This window comes from Streptomyces sp. BBFR25 (assembly GCF_044590125.1).
Lineage (GTDB): Bacteria > Actinomycetota > Actinomycetes > Streptomycetales > Streptomycetaceae > Streptomyces > Streptomyces canus_D.
Genome location: NZ_CP172447.1, coordinates 4,559,874 through 4,574,212, shown reverse-complemented (window position 1 = coordinate 4,574,212; position 14,339 = coordinate 4,559,874). Strand labels below are relative to the sequence as shown.

Here is a 14,339-nt window from a genome sequence, read left to right as displayed (position 1 = left end):
CGACACGCCTTCGCGGGCCGTCCGCGGCGACGTTGTCCACAGCCTCCGGCGTACTCGGCGCGCGGACTGGTTACGCTCGAAGACGTGAGCAGGCTCCAGGTCGTCAGTGGCAAGGGCGGTACCGGCAAGACCACGGTGGCCGCGGCCCTCGCGCTGGCCCTGGCCACCGAGGGGAAGCGCGCGCTTCTCGTCGAGGTCGAGGGCCGCCAGGGCATCGCGCAGCTCTTCGAAACGGAGGCGCTGCCTTATGAGGAGCGGAAGATCGCCGTCGCTCCCGGGGGCGGGGAGGTGTACGCCCTCGCCATCGACGCCGAACTGGCGCTGTTGGACTACCTCCAGATGTTCTACAAGCTGGGCAGCGCCGGACGCGCCCTGAAGAAGCTCGGCGCGATCGACTTCGCGACGACCATCGCGCCGGGGGTCAGGGACGTCCTGCTGACCGGCAAGGCGTGCGAGGCGGTCCGGCGCAAGGACAAAAAGGGACGGTTCGTCTACGACTACGTCGTCATGGACGCCCCGCCGACCGGCCGCATCACCCGCTTCCTCAACGTCAACGACGAGGTGGCCGGGCTCGCGAAGGTCGGCCCCATACACAATCAGGCGCAGGCCGTGATGCGGGTGCTGAAGTCGCGGGAGACCGCCGTGCACCTGGTGACGCTGCTGGAGGAGATGCCGGTCCAGGAGACCGTGGACGGCATCGCCGAGCTGCGGACGGCGCGGCTCCCGGTGGGCCGGGTCTTCGTCAACATGGTCCGGCCGCAGACCCTGGACGCCACCGACCTGGAGCTCGTACGGGAGACACCGCGTACGGCGCTGGCCCGGTCGCTGTCCGGGGCCGGGCTCGGCGGCGCGCGGCGGGGCGGGCACGCCGAGCGGCTCGTGGACCCGCTGCTGGCCCAGGCCGGGGAGTACGCCGAGCGGTACGCGCTGGAGCAGGAGCAGCGGGCGGTCCTCGCCGGGCTGGGCCTGCCGACGCACGAACTGCCGCGGCTCGCCGAGGGCATGGACCTGGCGGGCCTGTACGAACTGGCCACCGAGCTGCGGAAGCAGGGGATCGCATGAGTCCGGACGACCCGGCCCGCCACCAGGAGGGCGCGCGCCGCCTGGCCCCCGCGCGCGTGCTCGACGTCGACCGACTGCTGGAGGACCCGCGCAACCGCATCGTGGTGTGCTGCGGATCGGGCGGGGTCGGCAAGACGACCACGGCGGCGGCGCTGGGCCTGCGCGCGGCCGAGCGCGGCCGCAAGGTGGTCGTCCTCACCATCGACCCGGCCCGGCGGCTCGCGCAGTCCATGGGCATCGACTCCCTCGACAACACCCCGCGCCGGGTGAAGGGCGTCGATGACTCGGCGGGCGGCGAGCTGCACGCCATGATGCTCGACATGAAGCGGACCTTCGACGAGATCGTCGAGTCCCACGCGGATCCCGAACGGGCGGCGGCGATCCTGGGCAACCCCTTCTACCAGTCGCTGTCGGCCGGCTTCGCGGGCACGCAGGAGTACATGGCGATGGAGAAGCTCGGGCAGCTGCGGGCGACGAACGAGTGGGACCTCATCGTCGTCGACACGCCGCCGTCCCGCTCGGCGTTGGACTTCCTGGACGCCCCCAAGCGCCTCGGTTCCTTCCTGGACGGCAAGCTGATCCGCGTCCTGCTGGCCCCGGCGAAGGTCGGCGGCCGGGCGGGCATGAAGTTCCTGAACGTCGGCATGTCGATGATGACGGGCGTCCTGGGGAAGGTGCTGGGCGGGCCGTTCCTGAAGGACGTGCAGACCTTCGTGGCCGCGATGGACTCGATGTTCGGCGGGTTCCGTACCCGCGCGGACGCGACGTACAAGCTGCTCCAGGCGTCCGGGACGGCGTTCCTGGTGGTCGCGGCCCCGGAGCGGGACGCACTGCGCGAGGCCGCGTACTTCGTGGAGCGGCTGGCCGCCGAGGACATGCCGCTGGCCGGTCTGGTGCTCAACCGGGTCCACGGCAGCGGTGCCGACCGGCTGTCGGCCGAGCGGGCACTCGCCGCCGCGGAAAATCTTGAGGACGCCCGCATTGTGGATCAGGACGGCGGGAAAGCTGGAGTTCGTACCGCCCCCGGCAACTCTCCCGACCCGCACGGCAGTTCAGGACCCGCCGACTCCGACTCCCACCCCGACGACTCGGCCTCCGCCGCCTCTCCCGAGGCTCCCGACACCTCTTCGGAGGTCACCGACACCTCCTCCGAGGCTCCCGACGCACCGGAGCGGTCCGTCGACGCCCTCGCCGCCGGTCTGCTGCGCCTGCACGCCGAGCGCATGCACCTGCTCGCCCGCGAGCAGCGCACGCGTGACCGCTTCACCGCGCGTCATCCCGAGGTGGCGGTCACCGAGGTGGCCGCGCTGCCCGGCGACGTGCACGACCTCGCGGGGCTGCGGGACATCGGGGCACGCCTGGCTTCCGGCGGGACCGAGCTGCCCGAGCCGGGCGCCTGATCCAGCCTTCGGGCCCTGCGGCCCTGGTGGGGGTCAGCCCACGGCCGCGTAGTTCTCGTACACCTCGTCGTCGTCGAGGGGCACGATGCCGACCCCTCGTTCGTACTCCGTCCGCGCCGTCTCGAGGAGCCGGCGCCAGGAGGTCACGGTGGGCCGCCTGCGCAGCAGTGCGCGGCGCTCCCGCTCCGTCATGCCTCCCCACACGCCGAACTCGACGCGGTTGTCGAGCGCGTCGGCCAGGCACTCGGTCCGCACCGGACATCCGGTGCACACCGCCTTGGCCCTGTTCTGCGCTGCTCCCTGAACGAACAGTTCGTCCGGATCGGTAGTGCGGCAGGCAGCCTGCGCACTCCAGTCGGTTACCCAGCCCATACCGGCGCCGTCCTCTCCCGAATCGAGGCTCCCCCACGGCGGCAGCGGCATATTCACCGCCGCCAGTTGAGGACGTTACGGAAGGTGGGCACAGCGCAACACCCCCTTCGGGCCCAATCTTGAATGGCCCGAACGGACTATGGGTAAGCGGCAGATCACCCGGGGGAGTGAGCTGGCGACATGCGCGACGATCCCGACATAAGGGTCATCTCTGTTGCACCACAAGGGACACTGGTTGACACACAAGGCGGATTCGGACACGCATCCCCCACGCCGTGGCACGCGCCGGTGCACACCAACACGCCCCCCAGCGGGGCCCCCTCAGAAAAAATTCGAGGGATCCGGAACGATTCGGGGTCGCCGGACGTATTGATACGTGGCCTCACTGCTGTGACAGTTGAGTGCAGCTTAGGCCAAGGCATATACGTGTGTCCGGCGAATGAGAACGTAGGCTGCCTCCATGCCAAAGAAGCGCTCGGGCGGTGGTCTGTCGCCAACGCAGCAGGCCGCCAAGTTCCTCGGTGTCAGTGTGCTCGCGGGAGCAGTGCTGGCCGGCATCGCGTTGCCCGCCGTGGGCGCGCTGGGGCTGGCCGCCAAGGGGTCGGTGGAGGGCTTCGACGCCCTCCCGGCCAACCTGAAGACTCCCCCGCTGAGCCAGCGCACCACCATCCTCGACGCCGAGGGCGGCACCATCGCCACGGTCTACTCCCGCGACCGGACGGTGGTCGACCTCAAGGACATCTCGCCGTACATGCAGAAGGCGATCGTCGCGATCGAGGACTCCCGCTTCTACGAGCACGGCGCGATCGACCTGAAGGGCGTGCTGCGCGCCCTCAACAAGAACGCGCGCAGCGGCGAGGTCTCCGAGGGTGCCTCCACGCTCACCCAGCAGTACGTCAAGAACGTCTTCGTGGAGGAGGCGGGCGACGACGCCACGAAGGTCGCCCAGGCCACCCAGCAGACGATCGGCCGCAAGATCCAGGAGCTGAAGCTCGCGATCCAGGTCGAGGAGGAGCTGGGCAAGAAGAAGATCCTCGAGAACTACCTGAACATCACGTTCTTCGGCCAGCAGGCCTACGGTGTCGAGGCGGCCTCCCAGCGCTACTTCTCCAAGCACGCCAAGGACCTCACCGTCCAGGAGGCCGCCCTCCTGGCCGGCATCGTCCAGTCGCCCAGCCGGTACGACCCGGTCAACGACGAGGCGGAGGCCACCAAGCGGCGCAACATCGTCCTGAACCGCATGGCCCAGGTCGGCGACATCTCCCCGGCCCAGGCCGAGAAGGCGAAGAAGGCACCGCTCGGGCTGAAGGTCAGCAAGCCGAAGAACGGCTGCATCACCGCCGTGAACGACGCAAGCTTCTTCTGCGACTACGTGCGCGAGGTCTTCCTGAGCGAACCGGTCTTCGGCAAGACCCGCAAGGACCGGGCCAAGGTCTGGAACCAGGGCGGCCTGACCATCCGTACGACGCTCGACCCGCAGGCCCAGGAGTCGGTGCACCAGTCGCTCAAGGACCACGTCAACAAGTCGGACTCGGTCGCCGCGGCGAGCACGCTGGTCGAACCGGGCACCGGCCGGATCGTCGCGATGGGCCAGTCGAAGCCGTACGGCTACGGCAAGAACGAGACCGAGATCAACTACTCGGTCGACCACGCCGTGGGCGGCTCCAACTTCGGCTTCCCGACCGGTTCGACGTTCAAGCCGTTCCTGGCGGCCGCGGCCCTGGAGGAGAACGTACCGGCGACGAAGGAGTACGCGTCGCCGTACGACATGGACTACCCGAGCCCCATCCAGACCTGCGACAAGCCCTGGATCAACGACAGCGGCTACCGCGTCGAGAACGAGAACGAGTCGGAGGTCGGCCCGTACCGGCTGAAGGAGGCGATGGCCAAGTCGGTCAACACCTACTTCGTCCAGATGCTCGCCGACATCGGGCTGTGCCCGGTCTCCTCCATGGCGGACAAGCTCCACGTCCACCAGGGCAACGGCGACAAGCTGCCGCAGAACCCCTCCGCCCTCGCCCTCGGCTCGGTCGGTATGTCCCCGCTGACGATGGCGAGCGCCTACGCGACCTTCGCCTCGCGCGGCATGTACTGCACGCCGGTCGCGATCGAGTCGATCACCCAGAAGGTCGGCAACAAGCAGAAGTCGCTGGAGGTCCCGAAGTCGACGTGCTCGCGCGCGATGACGGAGAAGACCGCGGACAGCGTGAACACCCTGCTGCAGGGCGTGGTCGACTCCGGTACCGGTAAGGAGGCCGGTCTGAGCGACCGCGCCAACGCCGGCAAGACGGGTACGACCGACGAGCGCAGGAACGCCTGGTTCGTCGGCTACACGCCGAACATGTCGGGCGCGGTCTGGGTCGGCAGCGCCACCCAGAAGGTCGAGATGAAGAACATCACGATCGGCGGCGTCTACCACCCCCTCGTCTTCGGTGGCGCGGTCCCCGGCCCGATCTGGAAGGACGCCATGACCGGCGCCCTGGAGGGCAAGGACTCCCCCTCGTTCAACCTCGTCGACATCCCGGACGGCGACAAGAACAAGGACAAGGACAAGGGCCGTGACGAGGACAAGCCCGACGACGGGAACAACGGCGACGGGAACAACGGCGACGACGAAGGCTTCATCGCCGGCCTGACCGACGGCGGCAACGGCAACGGCGGCGGGGACGGCGGCTTCCCGGGGAACCTGATCCAGGGTCCGGGCAACGGGCCCGGCGGACGTCGCTGACCGCTCCCCGTCACCGAGTGAGGACCGAGTGGGCCAAAGTGAGGGCCCCCTCCGCGACCGCGCGGAGGGGGCCCTCACTGCCCTACGGCGTCACCAGGGCGCCGCGGCGCCTCAGCCGGCCAGGAGCGTCTTGACCGCGGCGGCGACCCGGCCGCCCTCGGCCTGCCCGGCCACCTTCGGGTTCACGATCTTCATCACGGCGCCCATGGCACGCGGACCCTCGGCACCGGCCGCCTTCGCCTCCTCGACGGCCTGCGCGACGATCGCGTTCAGCTCGTCGTCGGAGAGCTGCTTCGGCAGGTAGGCGGCGAGCACCTCGCCCTCCGCCTTCTCCCGCTCGGCCTGCTCGGCGCGGCCACCCTGGGCGAAGGCCTCGGCGGCCTCACGGCGCTTCTTCGCCTCGCGGGTGATCACCTTCTGCACCTCGTCGTCGGAGAGCTCACGCTTCTCCTTACCCGCGACCTCCTCCTTGGTGATCGCGGACAGCGTCAGCCGGAGCGTCGAGGAGCGGAGCTCGTCGCGCTCCTTGATCGCGGAGTTGAGGTCGTCGTGCAGCTTCGACTTGAGCGTGGTCATGGACCTGATTGTCGCAGGTGCGCGAGGAACGGCGCCCGCTGATTTCCGCGCCCCCGGTGAGGGCGGCCGCGGACGGCCTCCCCTCGCCGCTTTCCCCGCCGCTTCTGACACGATGGACGTATGCGCGCGCGATACGGAGTACCCCTGGGAATCACGGCGGTTGGCGCCGCCGGTCTGATCTACGCGGCGGGGATCGAGCCCCGTGCCTTCCGCCTCCGACGGGTGACGGTCCCCGTCCTCCCGTCCGGAATGCGCCCGCTGCGCGTCCTCCAGGTCTCCGACATCCACATGGTCGGCGGTCAGCGCCAGAAGCAGCGCTGGCTGCGCTCGCTGGCCGGGCTGCGCCCCGACTTCGTGATCAACACCGGCGACAACCTGTCCGACCCGGAGGGCATCCCCGAGGTCCTGGACGCCCTGGGCCCCCTGATGGAGTTCCCGGGTGCCTATGTCTTCGGCTCCAACGACTACTACGGGCCCAGGCCCCGCAACCCCGCCCGGTACCTGCTCGAGAAGGTCCAGGGCCGCCACGGGCTGAACGGCAACCCGCCGGTCGTGGGTGCCGTCCACAACCCGTGGGAGGACCTGCGCGACGGCTTCGACGCCGCGGGCTGGCAGAACCTCACGAACACCCGCGGCTCGCTCAAGATCGAGGGTGTGTCGGTCGAGCTGACGGGACTGGACGACCCGCACATCAAGCGGGACCGGTACGCGGAGGTGGCCGGCGGCCCGTCCGGCACGGCCGACTTCTCGATGGGCGTGGTGCACGCCCCCTACCTGCGCGTCCTGGACGCCTACGCGGCGGACGGCTACCCCCTGATCCTGGCCGGCCACACCCACGGCGGCCAGCTGTGCGTCCCCTTCTACGGTGCCCTGGTCACCAACTGCGACCTGGACACCGACCGCGTGAAGGGCCTGTCCACGCACACCTCCGGGGGCCACACGTCCTACCTCCACGTCTCGGCCGGCTGCGGCGCGAACCGCTACACCCCGTTCCGCTTCGCCTGCCCACCGGAGGCGACGCTGCTGACCCTGGTGGGGCGGGAGAGCTGACGTCCTGGGCCCCGGGGAGCCGGGGCCCAGGGCCACCTGGGGTAACCCACACGGCCCACCCACATAGCCCGCTACGTCCGGTCTGTCTAGTTTGACCCCATGACAGCCCCGATACCCAGGGACATCCCGGACCTCCCCCCGATCCCGGGCCACGTCGTCCTGCCGCCCACCGTCGTACCGGCCCGCGCCGTACTGATCCCGGCCCGCCGACGCGCGGTCGCCGTCTTCCGCGGCCTGATCGCCCTGCTGGCCCTCACCGGCGTCGCGCTCGAACTGCTCACCGGCGGTGCCCCCGCCACGGCCCTGAGCCACTTCACGATCCAGAGCGGCATCCTGTTGGCGCTGGTCATGCTCGCCTCCGCGCGGTGCGCCTGGTCCGCCCACCACCCACTGCCGGGCGCCCTCACGGGTGCGGCCCTCTTCTACGTCCTCGCCGCGGCCCTGGTCCACCACGTGCTCCTGGCCCACGCGTCGAGTCCCTTCGCGGCGTCGGCGGACGGCACCGGCACGGCCTGGCAGACCGCCGCGACGCACATCCTCCACACGGCGCTACCGGTGGCCGCACTCCTGGACTGGCTCCTGCTCACCCCCGCCGGCCGCCTCCACCTGCGCCAGGCCCCCGTATGGCTCCTGTACCCCCTGGCCTACCTGGCCTTCTCCCTGACCCGCGGCGAGCTGCTCCTCCCCGGCTCCGAGGGCCGGTACCTCTACCCCTTCCTCGACGTCGACCAGCACGGCTACAAGATCGTCCTCGGCAACGCCCTCCTCATCGGCCTCGCCCTCTACGCCCTGGCCGTACTCCTCGTATCCCTGGACCACATCCGCCCGGACCCGCTCCGCCGCCCCCGCTAAACCGGATTTCGTCTCCGGCCACCGGTGGGCTAAAGTAAACGACGTCGCCGCGACGAGCAGCGACGATCGGGGTGTGGCGCAGCTTGGTAGCGCGCTTCGTTCGGGACGAAGAGGTCGTGGGTTCAAATCCCGCCACCCCGACAGTGAAGTAACAGGTCAGGGCCTGATCCGCAGTGCGGGTCGGGCCCTGACGGCTTTCCTGCGCGGGGTGCCGGAGGCGACCGGTGAGGGCCTCCGGCGGTAGGGGCTACGCGTCGGCCCCGTACGTCCCGTACTCCGGGGAGCCCGTCGGTTCATAGGTGTGGATCGAGAGGCCGCCCGGGGTCGTCTGTTGGCCGGTGAGCCGTAGGGCGGTCGGTGCTCCGCCGGGTGGGAAGAGGCGGTGGCCCTGGCCCAGCACGACCGGGGCGGTCACGAGGCGCAGGGTGTCGATCAGGCCGGTGGCCAGCAGGGACTGGGCCAGTCGGGCGCTGCCGTGGATCTGCAGTTCCCGGCCGGGCTGTCGCTTCAGGGCGGCGACCTGGGTGGGGAGGTCGCCGGACAGGATCGTGGTCGGGTTCCAGTCGGCCCGGGTCAGGGTGTGGGAGGCCACGTACTTCGGCAGGCCGTTGAGGATGCGGGCGTTGGGGTGGTCGGTCATGTTCGGCCAGTCCCGGGCGAAGTTCTGGTAGGTACGGCGGCCGAAGAGGAAGGCGTCCGCCTCGTCGAGCCAGGTGCCGACCAGCCGGTCGAACTCCTCGTCCAGGTACGGCACGAACCAGCCGCCCCGGGTGAACCCCTCGCTGGTGTCCTCGTCCGGGGAACCCGGACCCTGGGAGACACCGTCGAGCGTCAGGAACTCCTGCACCACCAGTTTCATCACGCATCACTTCCTCTCCGCGGTTCGGCTTCTACGGCCGACTCGGCCCTCTCCGAGGGGAACACGGCCGGCCCCCTTCTCCGCTCACCGACGCCTCAGTCGTTGGTCAGAGTGCGGGCGAGCAGGGGGAGCAGGCGGTCCCAGTGGTGCCGTTGTGCGGCCGCGTCGAAGGAGTCGGTGTCGGGCATGGTGAAGCCGTGGACGGTGCCGGGGTAGATCTCCGAGGTGTAGTCGACCCCCGCGGCGTCCAGGGCCCCGTTGAGTTCGCCCAGGGCCTCGGAGGTCAGGTCGGTTTCGGCATGGCCGAAGTGGACCTGGGCGGTGAGACTCGCGAGGGCGTCGGGCCCGGCCGCTCCCACGGGGGCGTGGAACGCGGCGAGAGCGGCCACCTGGCGGGGGTGGGCCACCGCGGTACGCACGGCCAGGAGGCCGCCGATGCAGTAGCCGGTCACGGCGACCGGTCCGGAGCCGACCTCGGGCTGGGCGGTGAGGAACCCGAGGTAGGCGTCGGCGTCGCTCACCACGCGTTCGGTCGTGTGTGCCTCGATCAGGGGCATCAGGCGGGCGACGAGCGCGACGCGGGCCTCTTCTCCGATGTGCTCGGGAAGTTCGACCACCGGTGCCGGGCCGTGCCGGTAGAAGAAGTGGGGGACGAGTACGTAGTAGCCGTGACCGGCCAGTTCGCGGGCCATCTCGCGCAGCGCGGGCCGGATGCCGAAGGCGTCCGCGTACATGAGCACCCCCGGGTGCCGCTCTCCGTCGTCGGGGAAGGCGGCGAAGGCGTCGGCCACGCCGTCCGTGGTGGGAATCCGCAGCGTCTTGGTGGGCATGAGTTCTCTCTCCTGTCGTGGTTGATGTGCCGAGGCTGTGATCAACACACGACGGAGGCGGGGACCGTGCGGCGGTGCGGGATCCTCGGTCCGACAGCGGGACCGCGCCCGGCCGTGCGGCGCTCAGGAGGGCACCGGGTCACCGATCCGTGTGTGGCGCGAAGCCGTCCCGGTAGTCATGGCCGCACCGTAGTCCACCGGACGCGTTCCCTGCCACGGCTTCTATGCACCGGGGTGGCTCGTCGGCAGTTCCACGGTGACGCGGAGGCCGCCGGCGGGGCGGGGGGTGAGGGTGAGGGTGCCGTCGTGGGCCTGGGTGATGGTGTGGACGATGGCCAGGCCCAGGCCGACGCCCGGGTGGTCGGTGTGTACGCGTTCCGTGCCGCGTTGGAAGGGTTCCGTGAGGGTCGAGGCCTGGTGGGGGCTGATCCGTTCGCCGGTGTTCTCGACGGTGAGCAGCGCGGTGCGGGGGCCTGGAGTGGTGTGGACCCGGACGCTGCCCCCGTCGGGGAGGTTGTGGACGATCGCGTTGTGGACGAGGTTCGTGGTCAGTTGCAGGAGGAGGGTCGGTGATCCGAGGGCGGGGGTCACCTCGCCGCCGGTTTCGAGGGTGATGCCGTGTCTCTCCGCGAGGGGGAGGAGGGTTTCGGCGGCCTCTTCCGCGAGGAGGGACAGGTCGACGCGTTCCCGGGCGAAGGAGCGCTGGCCGGCGCGGCTGAGCAGGAGCAGGGCCTCGGTGAGGTCGATCGCCCGGGTGTTCACGGAGTGGAGGCGGTCGATGATCTCGTCGGTGTCCTGGTCCGGGTCGGTGCGGGCCACGTCCAGGAGGGCCTTCGAGACGGCCAGCGGGGTGCGCAGCTCGTGCGAGGCGTTGGCCGCGAAGCGCTGCTGTTCGGCCACGTGGGCTTCGAGGCGGGCGAGCATCGTGTCGAAGGCGTCGGCGAGTTCGCGGAACTCGTCCTTGCGGCCCGGCAGCCGGATCCGGTGGGACAGCGATCCGGCCTCGGCCGTGCGGGTGGCGTGGGTGATGCGGTCCAGGGGGGCGAGCATCCGTCCGGCGAGGAACCAGCCGCCCAGGAGGCCGAACACCAGGAGGAACACCATGAGCGCGGCTGCCGTCGGGGCGAAACTGCGGAGGAAGATGGTGCCCGGAGTCGCTCTCACCGACCCCCATTCGTTGGTGATCAGCCACCCCTGCCGCACGAGGAACACGCCCACGGCGACGAGCAGCAGAGCACCGGCGAGCATGAGGAACCCGGCGTAGCTGAGGGTGAGTTTGAGGCGGACGCTCAAGCCGGGCTGTCTAGCCACGGTCACCGCCGTCGGGCCCGGCGGCGGGCCCCGTGTCGATGCGGTAGCCGACGCCCGGCACGGTGGCGATGATCCACGGTTCGCCGAGGCGCTTGCGCAGGGCCGAGACGGTGATGCGGACCGCGTTGGTGAAGGGGTCGGCGTTCTCGTCCCACGCGCGTTCCAGGAGTTCCTCGGCGCTGACGACACCGCCCTCCGCGGCGACCAGCACTTCGAGCACCGCGAACTGCTTCCTGGTCAGCGCGACGTAGCGGCCGTCCCGGTAGACCTCCCTGCGGAACGGGTCGACGCGCAGACCGGCGATCTCCCGCACGGGGGGCCTGCTGTGGGCGCGCCTGCGGTCGAGGGCCCGGAGCCTGAGCGCCAGCTCCTGCAGCTCGAACGGCTTGGTCAGGTAGTCGTCGGCGCCGAGCCCGAAGCCGGAGGCCTTGTCGTCGAGGCGGTCGGCCGCGGTGAGCATGAGGATCGGCATGCCGCTGCCGGAGGCGACGATGCGCGCGGCGATCTCGTCGCCGGACGGGCCGGGGATGTCGCGGTCGAGGACGGCGATGTCGTAGGCGTTGACGCTCAGCAGCGCCAGCGCGGTGTCGCCGTCCCCCGCGATGTCGGCCGCGATCGCCTCCAGGCGCAGGCCGTCGCGGATCGCCTCCGCCAGGTAGGGCTCGTCCTCGACAATCAGCACACGCATGCCGTCGAGGTTACGAGTGGGCGCGTATCGCCGGCATATCGAAAACCGCATACGTGCCGGCAACACCGCGCCCCGTTCACTGACCGTATGCGTCACACCTCACCGCCGGCGCCACCTCCGGTATCGGAAGCAGCGGCACCGGCAGAAGCTACGAGAGATACGGCCGCGGCACCGAGTCGGCTGCCGCGTGCCACGTTCCGTCGTGCCGTCCGGTCGGCGGCATGGAAGCGGGGGCCTGTGCTCACGGGGGCCGCGCTGCTGCTGGGTCTGGTCATGCTGCTGCACGGCGGGATCCCGAACCGGGCCGGGTCGCTCGGCAGTCTGGTGGAGACCTTCCTGCCGTGGTTCGGGCTCCTCGTCCCCGTGCTCGCGGCCGGGGCGCTGTGGCGCCGGTCCGCCTCCGCGGTGCTCGCGCTGGTGCTGCCGGTCACGGTGTGGCTGAGCCTCTTCGGCGGGCTGCTCGTCGACAAGTCCGAACCGGGCGGCGACCTCACCGTGGCCACCCACAACGTCGGCGCCGAGAATCCGGACCCGGTCGGCACCGCCCGCGACCTGGTCGCCTCCGGGGTGGACGTGCTGGCCCTGGAGGAGATCACCGAGGAGGACCGGGGGGTGTACGAGAAGGAGCTGGCGGGGGCGTACCCGCACCACACGGTGCAGGGCACGGTCGGGCTGTGGAGCAGGCTGCCGCTGTCGGACTCGCGGCCGGTCGACATCGCGACGGACTACGGGCCGCTCGCGGACACCAAACCGGCCGACGTCCAGCTGGCCGGCAACCGGGCGCTGCGCACCACGGTGGCCACGGAGCGGGGTCCGCTGGTGGTGTACGTGGCCCATCTGGGTTCCGTACGGCTCACGCCCCGGTCGGGCTTCTGGACGGGCTCCCGCGACCGGAACGCGCAAGCGCTCGGCGAGGTCCTCGCCGCCGACCGGAGCGAGCGGGTGATGCTGCTCGGCGACCTGAACGGCACCCTGGACGACCGCGCGTTGGCGGGCATCACCTCGCGGCTGCGCTCGGCCCAGGACGCGGCCGGGGACGGGTTCGGCTTCAGCTGGCCGGCGAGGTTCCCGGTGGCGCGGATCGACCAGATCCTGGTGCGCGGCGTGGAGCCGACCGGTTCGTGGGTGCTGCCCGCCACCGGCAGCGACCATCTGCCGGTGGCGGCCGGAGTCAGCTGGTGAGCGTCGCCTGACGGGACCGGGGCCGCCTTGCCCGACCTCGCCCGGAGATCCGGGAGATATCGCCGGCGTATCGAAAACCGCATACGTGTCGGCAACACCGCGCCGCCTTGACTGGGCGGCATGTCCTACAGCGAACCAGCACGACCAGCGTCCCGGACCCGGCGGCACCCCTCCGGGACGGCGAGCGGGGACCTGACCCTCCGGCCGATCAGCGCCGCCGAGCACCTGGCGTTCGTGCGGGCACAGCGCTCGGTCAGCTTCCTGCAGACCCCGGCCTGGGGGCGGGTCAAGACCGAGTGGCGCAGCGAGTCCCTCGGCTGGTACGACGGCCCGCGACTGGTCGGCGCCGGGCTCGTCCTGCACCGCCCGGTGCCGCGGCTCGAGCGCTTCACGCTGGCCTATCTTCCCGAGGGCCCGGTCATCGACTGGTCCGGCGACCTCGACGCGTGGCTCGACCCACTGGCCGCCTACCTCAAGGCACGGGGCGCGTTCGCGATCCGGCTCGGTCCGCCGGTGCGCACGGACGGCTGGAGCGCCGACCAGGTCAAGGAGGGCATCGCCGATCCGGGCACGCGGCGGCTCACCGATGTGCCCGCCCACTGGACCGACCCCGTCGGTGCCCGGGTGACCGGTCGGCTCAGGGACGCGGGCTGGCTGCCGCAGAACCCGGAGGACGGCTTCGGGGTCGGGCATCCGCAGTTCAAGTACGAGGTCCCGCTGACCGGCAGAACCGAGGACGACCTGCTCAAGGGCATGAACCAGCTCTGGCGGCGCAACATCAGGAAGGCGGCCAAGGAGGGCGTTGAGGTCACCGGCGGCCCGGTCGTGCACCGGGATGAGGTGAAGGCGTTTCACGACCTCTACGTCCACACCGCCGAGCGCGACCGCTTCACGCCCCGGCCGCTGCGCTACTTCGAAACCATGTTCGCGGTGCTCGGTGCCGAGGACCCCGAGCGGATCAGGCTCTACCTGGCCCGTCACCGGGGCGACCTGGTCGCCGCCACCGTCATGGTCCGCGTCGGTACGCACGCGGTGTACGCCTACGGTGCCTCGTCCACCGAGAAGCGCGAGGTGCGGGGCTCCAACGCCTGCCAGTGGGCGATGATCCGCGACGCGCTGGCCGCCGGCTGCGACGTCTACGACCTGCGCGGCATCACCCCGACCCTCGACGGCGACGACCCGCACGTCGGGCTGGTCCGGTTCAAGGTCGGCGCCGGCGGTCAGGCGGTGCGGTACGTGGGCGAGTGGGACCTGCCGCTGCGGCCGCTGGTCTACCGGACCTTCGACCTCTACATGAGACGACGCGGGCGGTGAGGGGCAACTCGTGCAACCCGTCGACCCGTGCAACTCGTGCAACTCGTGCAACTCGTTCGCCTCGTTCAGCTCGTACTCGTATGACTCACCCGCGACTTACCGGCCGGTAACGTAT

Annotated in this window: 13 protein-coding genes and 1 tRNA gene; 8 read left to right on the top strand and 6 right to left on the bottom strand. The window is 70.7% G+C overall.

Annotation, left to right across the window (positions count from 1 at the left end; genetic code table 11):
- Positions 1–84: 84 nt before the first annotated feature.
- On the top strand, positions 85–1,062 hold the full coding sequence (locus ACGH52_RS20865; RefSeq protein WP_121702326.1) for an ArsA-related P-loop ATPase: 978 nt from the start codon (positions 85–87) through the stop codon (positions 1,060–1,062).
- The gene (locus tag ACGH52_RS20860; RefSeq protein ID WP_399941393.1) at positions 1,059–2,462 is read left to right on the top strand and encodes an ArsA family ATPase; all 1,404 of its coding nucleotides are present in this window, start codon (positions 1,059–1,061) and stop codon (positions 2,460–2,462) included. Before ACGH52_RS20865 ends, ACGH52_RS20860 begins: the two co-directional genes overlap by 4 nt.
- Before the next feature lie 33 nt (positions 2,463–2,495).
- On the opposite strand, the gene wblA is transcribed toward ACGH52_RS20860, so the two are convergent.
- On the bottom strand, positions 2,496–2,834 hold the full coding sequence (gene wblA / locus ACGH52_RS20855; RefSeq protein WP_011029097.1) for a transcriptional regulator WblA: 339 nt from the start codon (positions 2,832–2,834) through the stop codon (positions 2,496–2,498).
- A 460-nt stretch (positions 2,835–3,294) separates the two neighbouring features.
- Here wblA and ACGH52_RS20850 point away from each other — a divergent pair, with 460 nt between their 5' ends.
- Positions 3,295–5,562, top strand: a complete 2,268-nt coding sequence (locus ACGH52_RS20850) for a transglycosylase domain-containing protein (RefSeq protein WP_121702324.1) — start codon at positions 3,295–3,297, stop codon at positions 5,560–5,562.
- A 111-nt stretch (positions 5,563–5,673) separates the two neighbouring features.
- On the opposite strand, the gene ACGH52_RS20845 is transcribed toward ACGH52_RS20850, so the two are convergent.
- Positions 5,674–6,138, bottom strand: coding sequence for a GatB/YqeY domain-containing protein (locus ACGH52_RS20845; protein ID WP_399941389.1), 465 nt, complete (start codon positions 6,136–6,138; stop codon positions 5,674–5,676).
- Between the two features lie 120 nt (positions 6,139–6,258).
- Here ACGH52_RS20845 and ACGH52_RS20840 point away from each other — a divergent pair, with 120 nt between their 5' ends.
- The 3 genes from ACGH52_RS20840 to ACGH52_RS20830 all read left to right on the top strand — a co-directional run bounded on the left by ACGH52_RS20840 (position 6,259) and on the right by ACGH52_RS20830 (position 8,181).
- Entirely contained in the window at positions 6,259–7,188 is a 930-nt protein-coding gene (locus ACGH52_RS20840) for a metallophosphoesterase (RefSeq protein ID WP_210974286.1), read from the top strand.
- A gap of 99 nt (positions 7,189–7,287) precedes the next feature.
- Entirely contained in the window at positions 7,288–8,040 is a 753-nt protein-coding gene (locus tag ACGH52_RS20835; RefSeq protein ID WP_399941386.1) for a Pr6Pr family membrane protein, read from the top strand.
- Positions 8,041–8,107: 67 nt separating this feature from the next.
- Positions 8,108–8,181: transfer RNA gene (locus ACGH52_RS20830), tRNA-Pro, on the top strand.
- Positions 8,182–8,287: 106 nt separating this feature from the next.
- On the opposite strand, the gene ACGH52_RS20825 is transcribed toward ACGH52_RS20830, so the two are convergent.
- The 4 genes from ACGH52_RS20825 to vanR-Sc all read right to left on the bottom strand — a co-directional run bounded on the left by ACGH52_RS20825 (position 8,288) and on the right by vanR-Sc (position 11,728).
- Positions 8,288–8,899 carry a dihydrofolate reductase family protein gene (locus tag ACGH52_RS20825; protein ID WP_399946815.1) on the bottom strand — a complete coding sequence of 204 codons (612 nt, stop codon included), beginning with the start codon at positions 8,897–8,899 and terminating at the stop codon, positions 8,288–8,290.
- Between the two features lie 95 nt (positions 8,900–8,994).
- Positions 8,995–9,729 carry a dienelactone hydrolase family protein gene (locus ACGH52_RS20820; protein WP_399941383.1) on the bottom strand — a complete coding sequence of 245 codons (735 nt, stop codon included), beginning with the start codon at positions 9,727–9,729 and terminating at the stop codon, positions 8,995–8,997.
- Positions 9,730–9,951: 222 nt separating this feature from the next.
- Positions 9,952–11,040, bottom strand: coding sequence for a HAMP domain-containing sensor histidine kinase (locus ACGH52_RS20815; protein WP_076975090.1), 1,089 nt, complete (start codon positions 11,038–11,040; stop codon positions 9,952–9,954).
- The gene (vanR-Sc, locus tag ACGH52_RS20810; protein WP_059301720.1) at positions 11,033–11,728 is read right to left on the bottom strand and encodes a VanSc-type vancomycin resistance response regulator transcription factor VanR; all 696 of its coding nucleotides are present in this window, start codon (positions 11,726–11,728) and stop codon (positions 11,033–11,035) included. Before vanR-Sc ends, ACGH52_RS20815 begins: the two co-directional genes overlap by 8 nt.
- A gap of 87 nt (positions 11,729–11,815) precedes the next feature.
- Between vanR-Sc and ACGH52_RS20805 the strand changes: the two genes are divergently transcribed.
- Positions 11,816–12,910, top strand: a complete 1,095-nt coding sequence (locus tag ACGH52_RS20805; RefSeq protein ID WP_210974291.1) for an endonuclease/exonuclease/phosphatase family protein — start codon at positions 11,816–11,818, stop codon at positions 12,908–12,910.
- A gap of 120 nt (positions 12,911–13,030) precedes the next feature.
- Positions 13,031–14,224, top strand: coding sequence for a lipid II:glycine glycyltransferase FemX (locus ACGH52_RS20800; RefSeq protein WP_399941379.1), 1,194 nt, complete (start codon positions 13,031–13,033; stop codon positions 14,222–14,224).
- Positions 14,225–14,339 lie beyond the last annotated feature (115 nt).

Bases quoted from the DNA above. Each gene is read 5' to 3' on its own strand.
- ACGH52_RS20860 (WP_399941393.1), top strand. From the start codon at position 1,059: ATGAGTCCGGACGACCCGGCCCGCCACCAGGAGGGCGCGCGCCGCCTG.
- wblA (WP_011029097.1), bottom strand. From the start codon at position 2,834: ATGGGCTGGGTAACCGACTGGAGTGCGCAGGCTGCCTGCCGCACTACC.
- ACGH52_RS20850 (WP_121702324.1), top strand. From the start codon at position 3,295: ATGCCAAAGAAGCGCTCGGGCGGTGGTCTGTCGCCAACGCAGCAGGCC.
- ACGH52_RS20845 (WP_399941389.1), bottom strand. From the start codon at position 6,138: ATGACCACGCTCAAGTCGAAGCTGCACGACGACCTCAACTCCGCGATC.
- ACGH52_RS20840 (WP_210974286.1), top strand. From the start codon at position 6,259: ATGCGCGCGCGATACGGAGTACCCCTGGGAATCACGGCGGTTGGCGCC.
- ACGH52_RS20835 (WP_399941386.1), top strand. From the start codon at position 7,288: ATGACAGCCCCGATACCCAGGGACATCCCGGACCTCCCCCCGATCCCG.
- ACGH52_RS20825 (WP_399946815.1), bottom strand. From the start codon at position 8,899: ATGAAACTGGTGGTGCAGGAGTTCCTGACGCTCGACGGTGTCTCCCAG.
- ACGH52_RS20820 (WP_399941383.1), bottom strand. From the start codon at position 9,729: ATGCCCACCAAGACGCTGCGGATTCCCACCACGGACGGCGTGGCCGAC.
- vanR-Sc (WP_059301720.1), bottom strand. From the start codon at position 11,728: ATGCGTGTGCTGATTGTCGAGGACGAGCCCTACCTGGCGGAGGCGATC.
- ACGH52_RS20805 (WP_210974291.1), top strand. From the start codon at position 11,816: ATGCGTCACACCTCACCGCCGGCGCCACCTCCGGTATCGGAAGCAGCG.
- ACGH52_RS20800 (WP_399941379.1), top strand. From the start codon at position 13,031: ATGTCCTACAGCGAACCAGCACGACCAGCGTCCCGGACCCGGCGGCAC.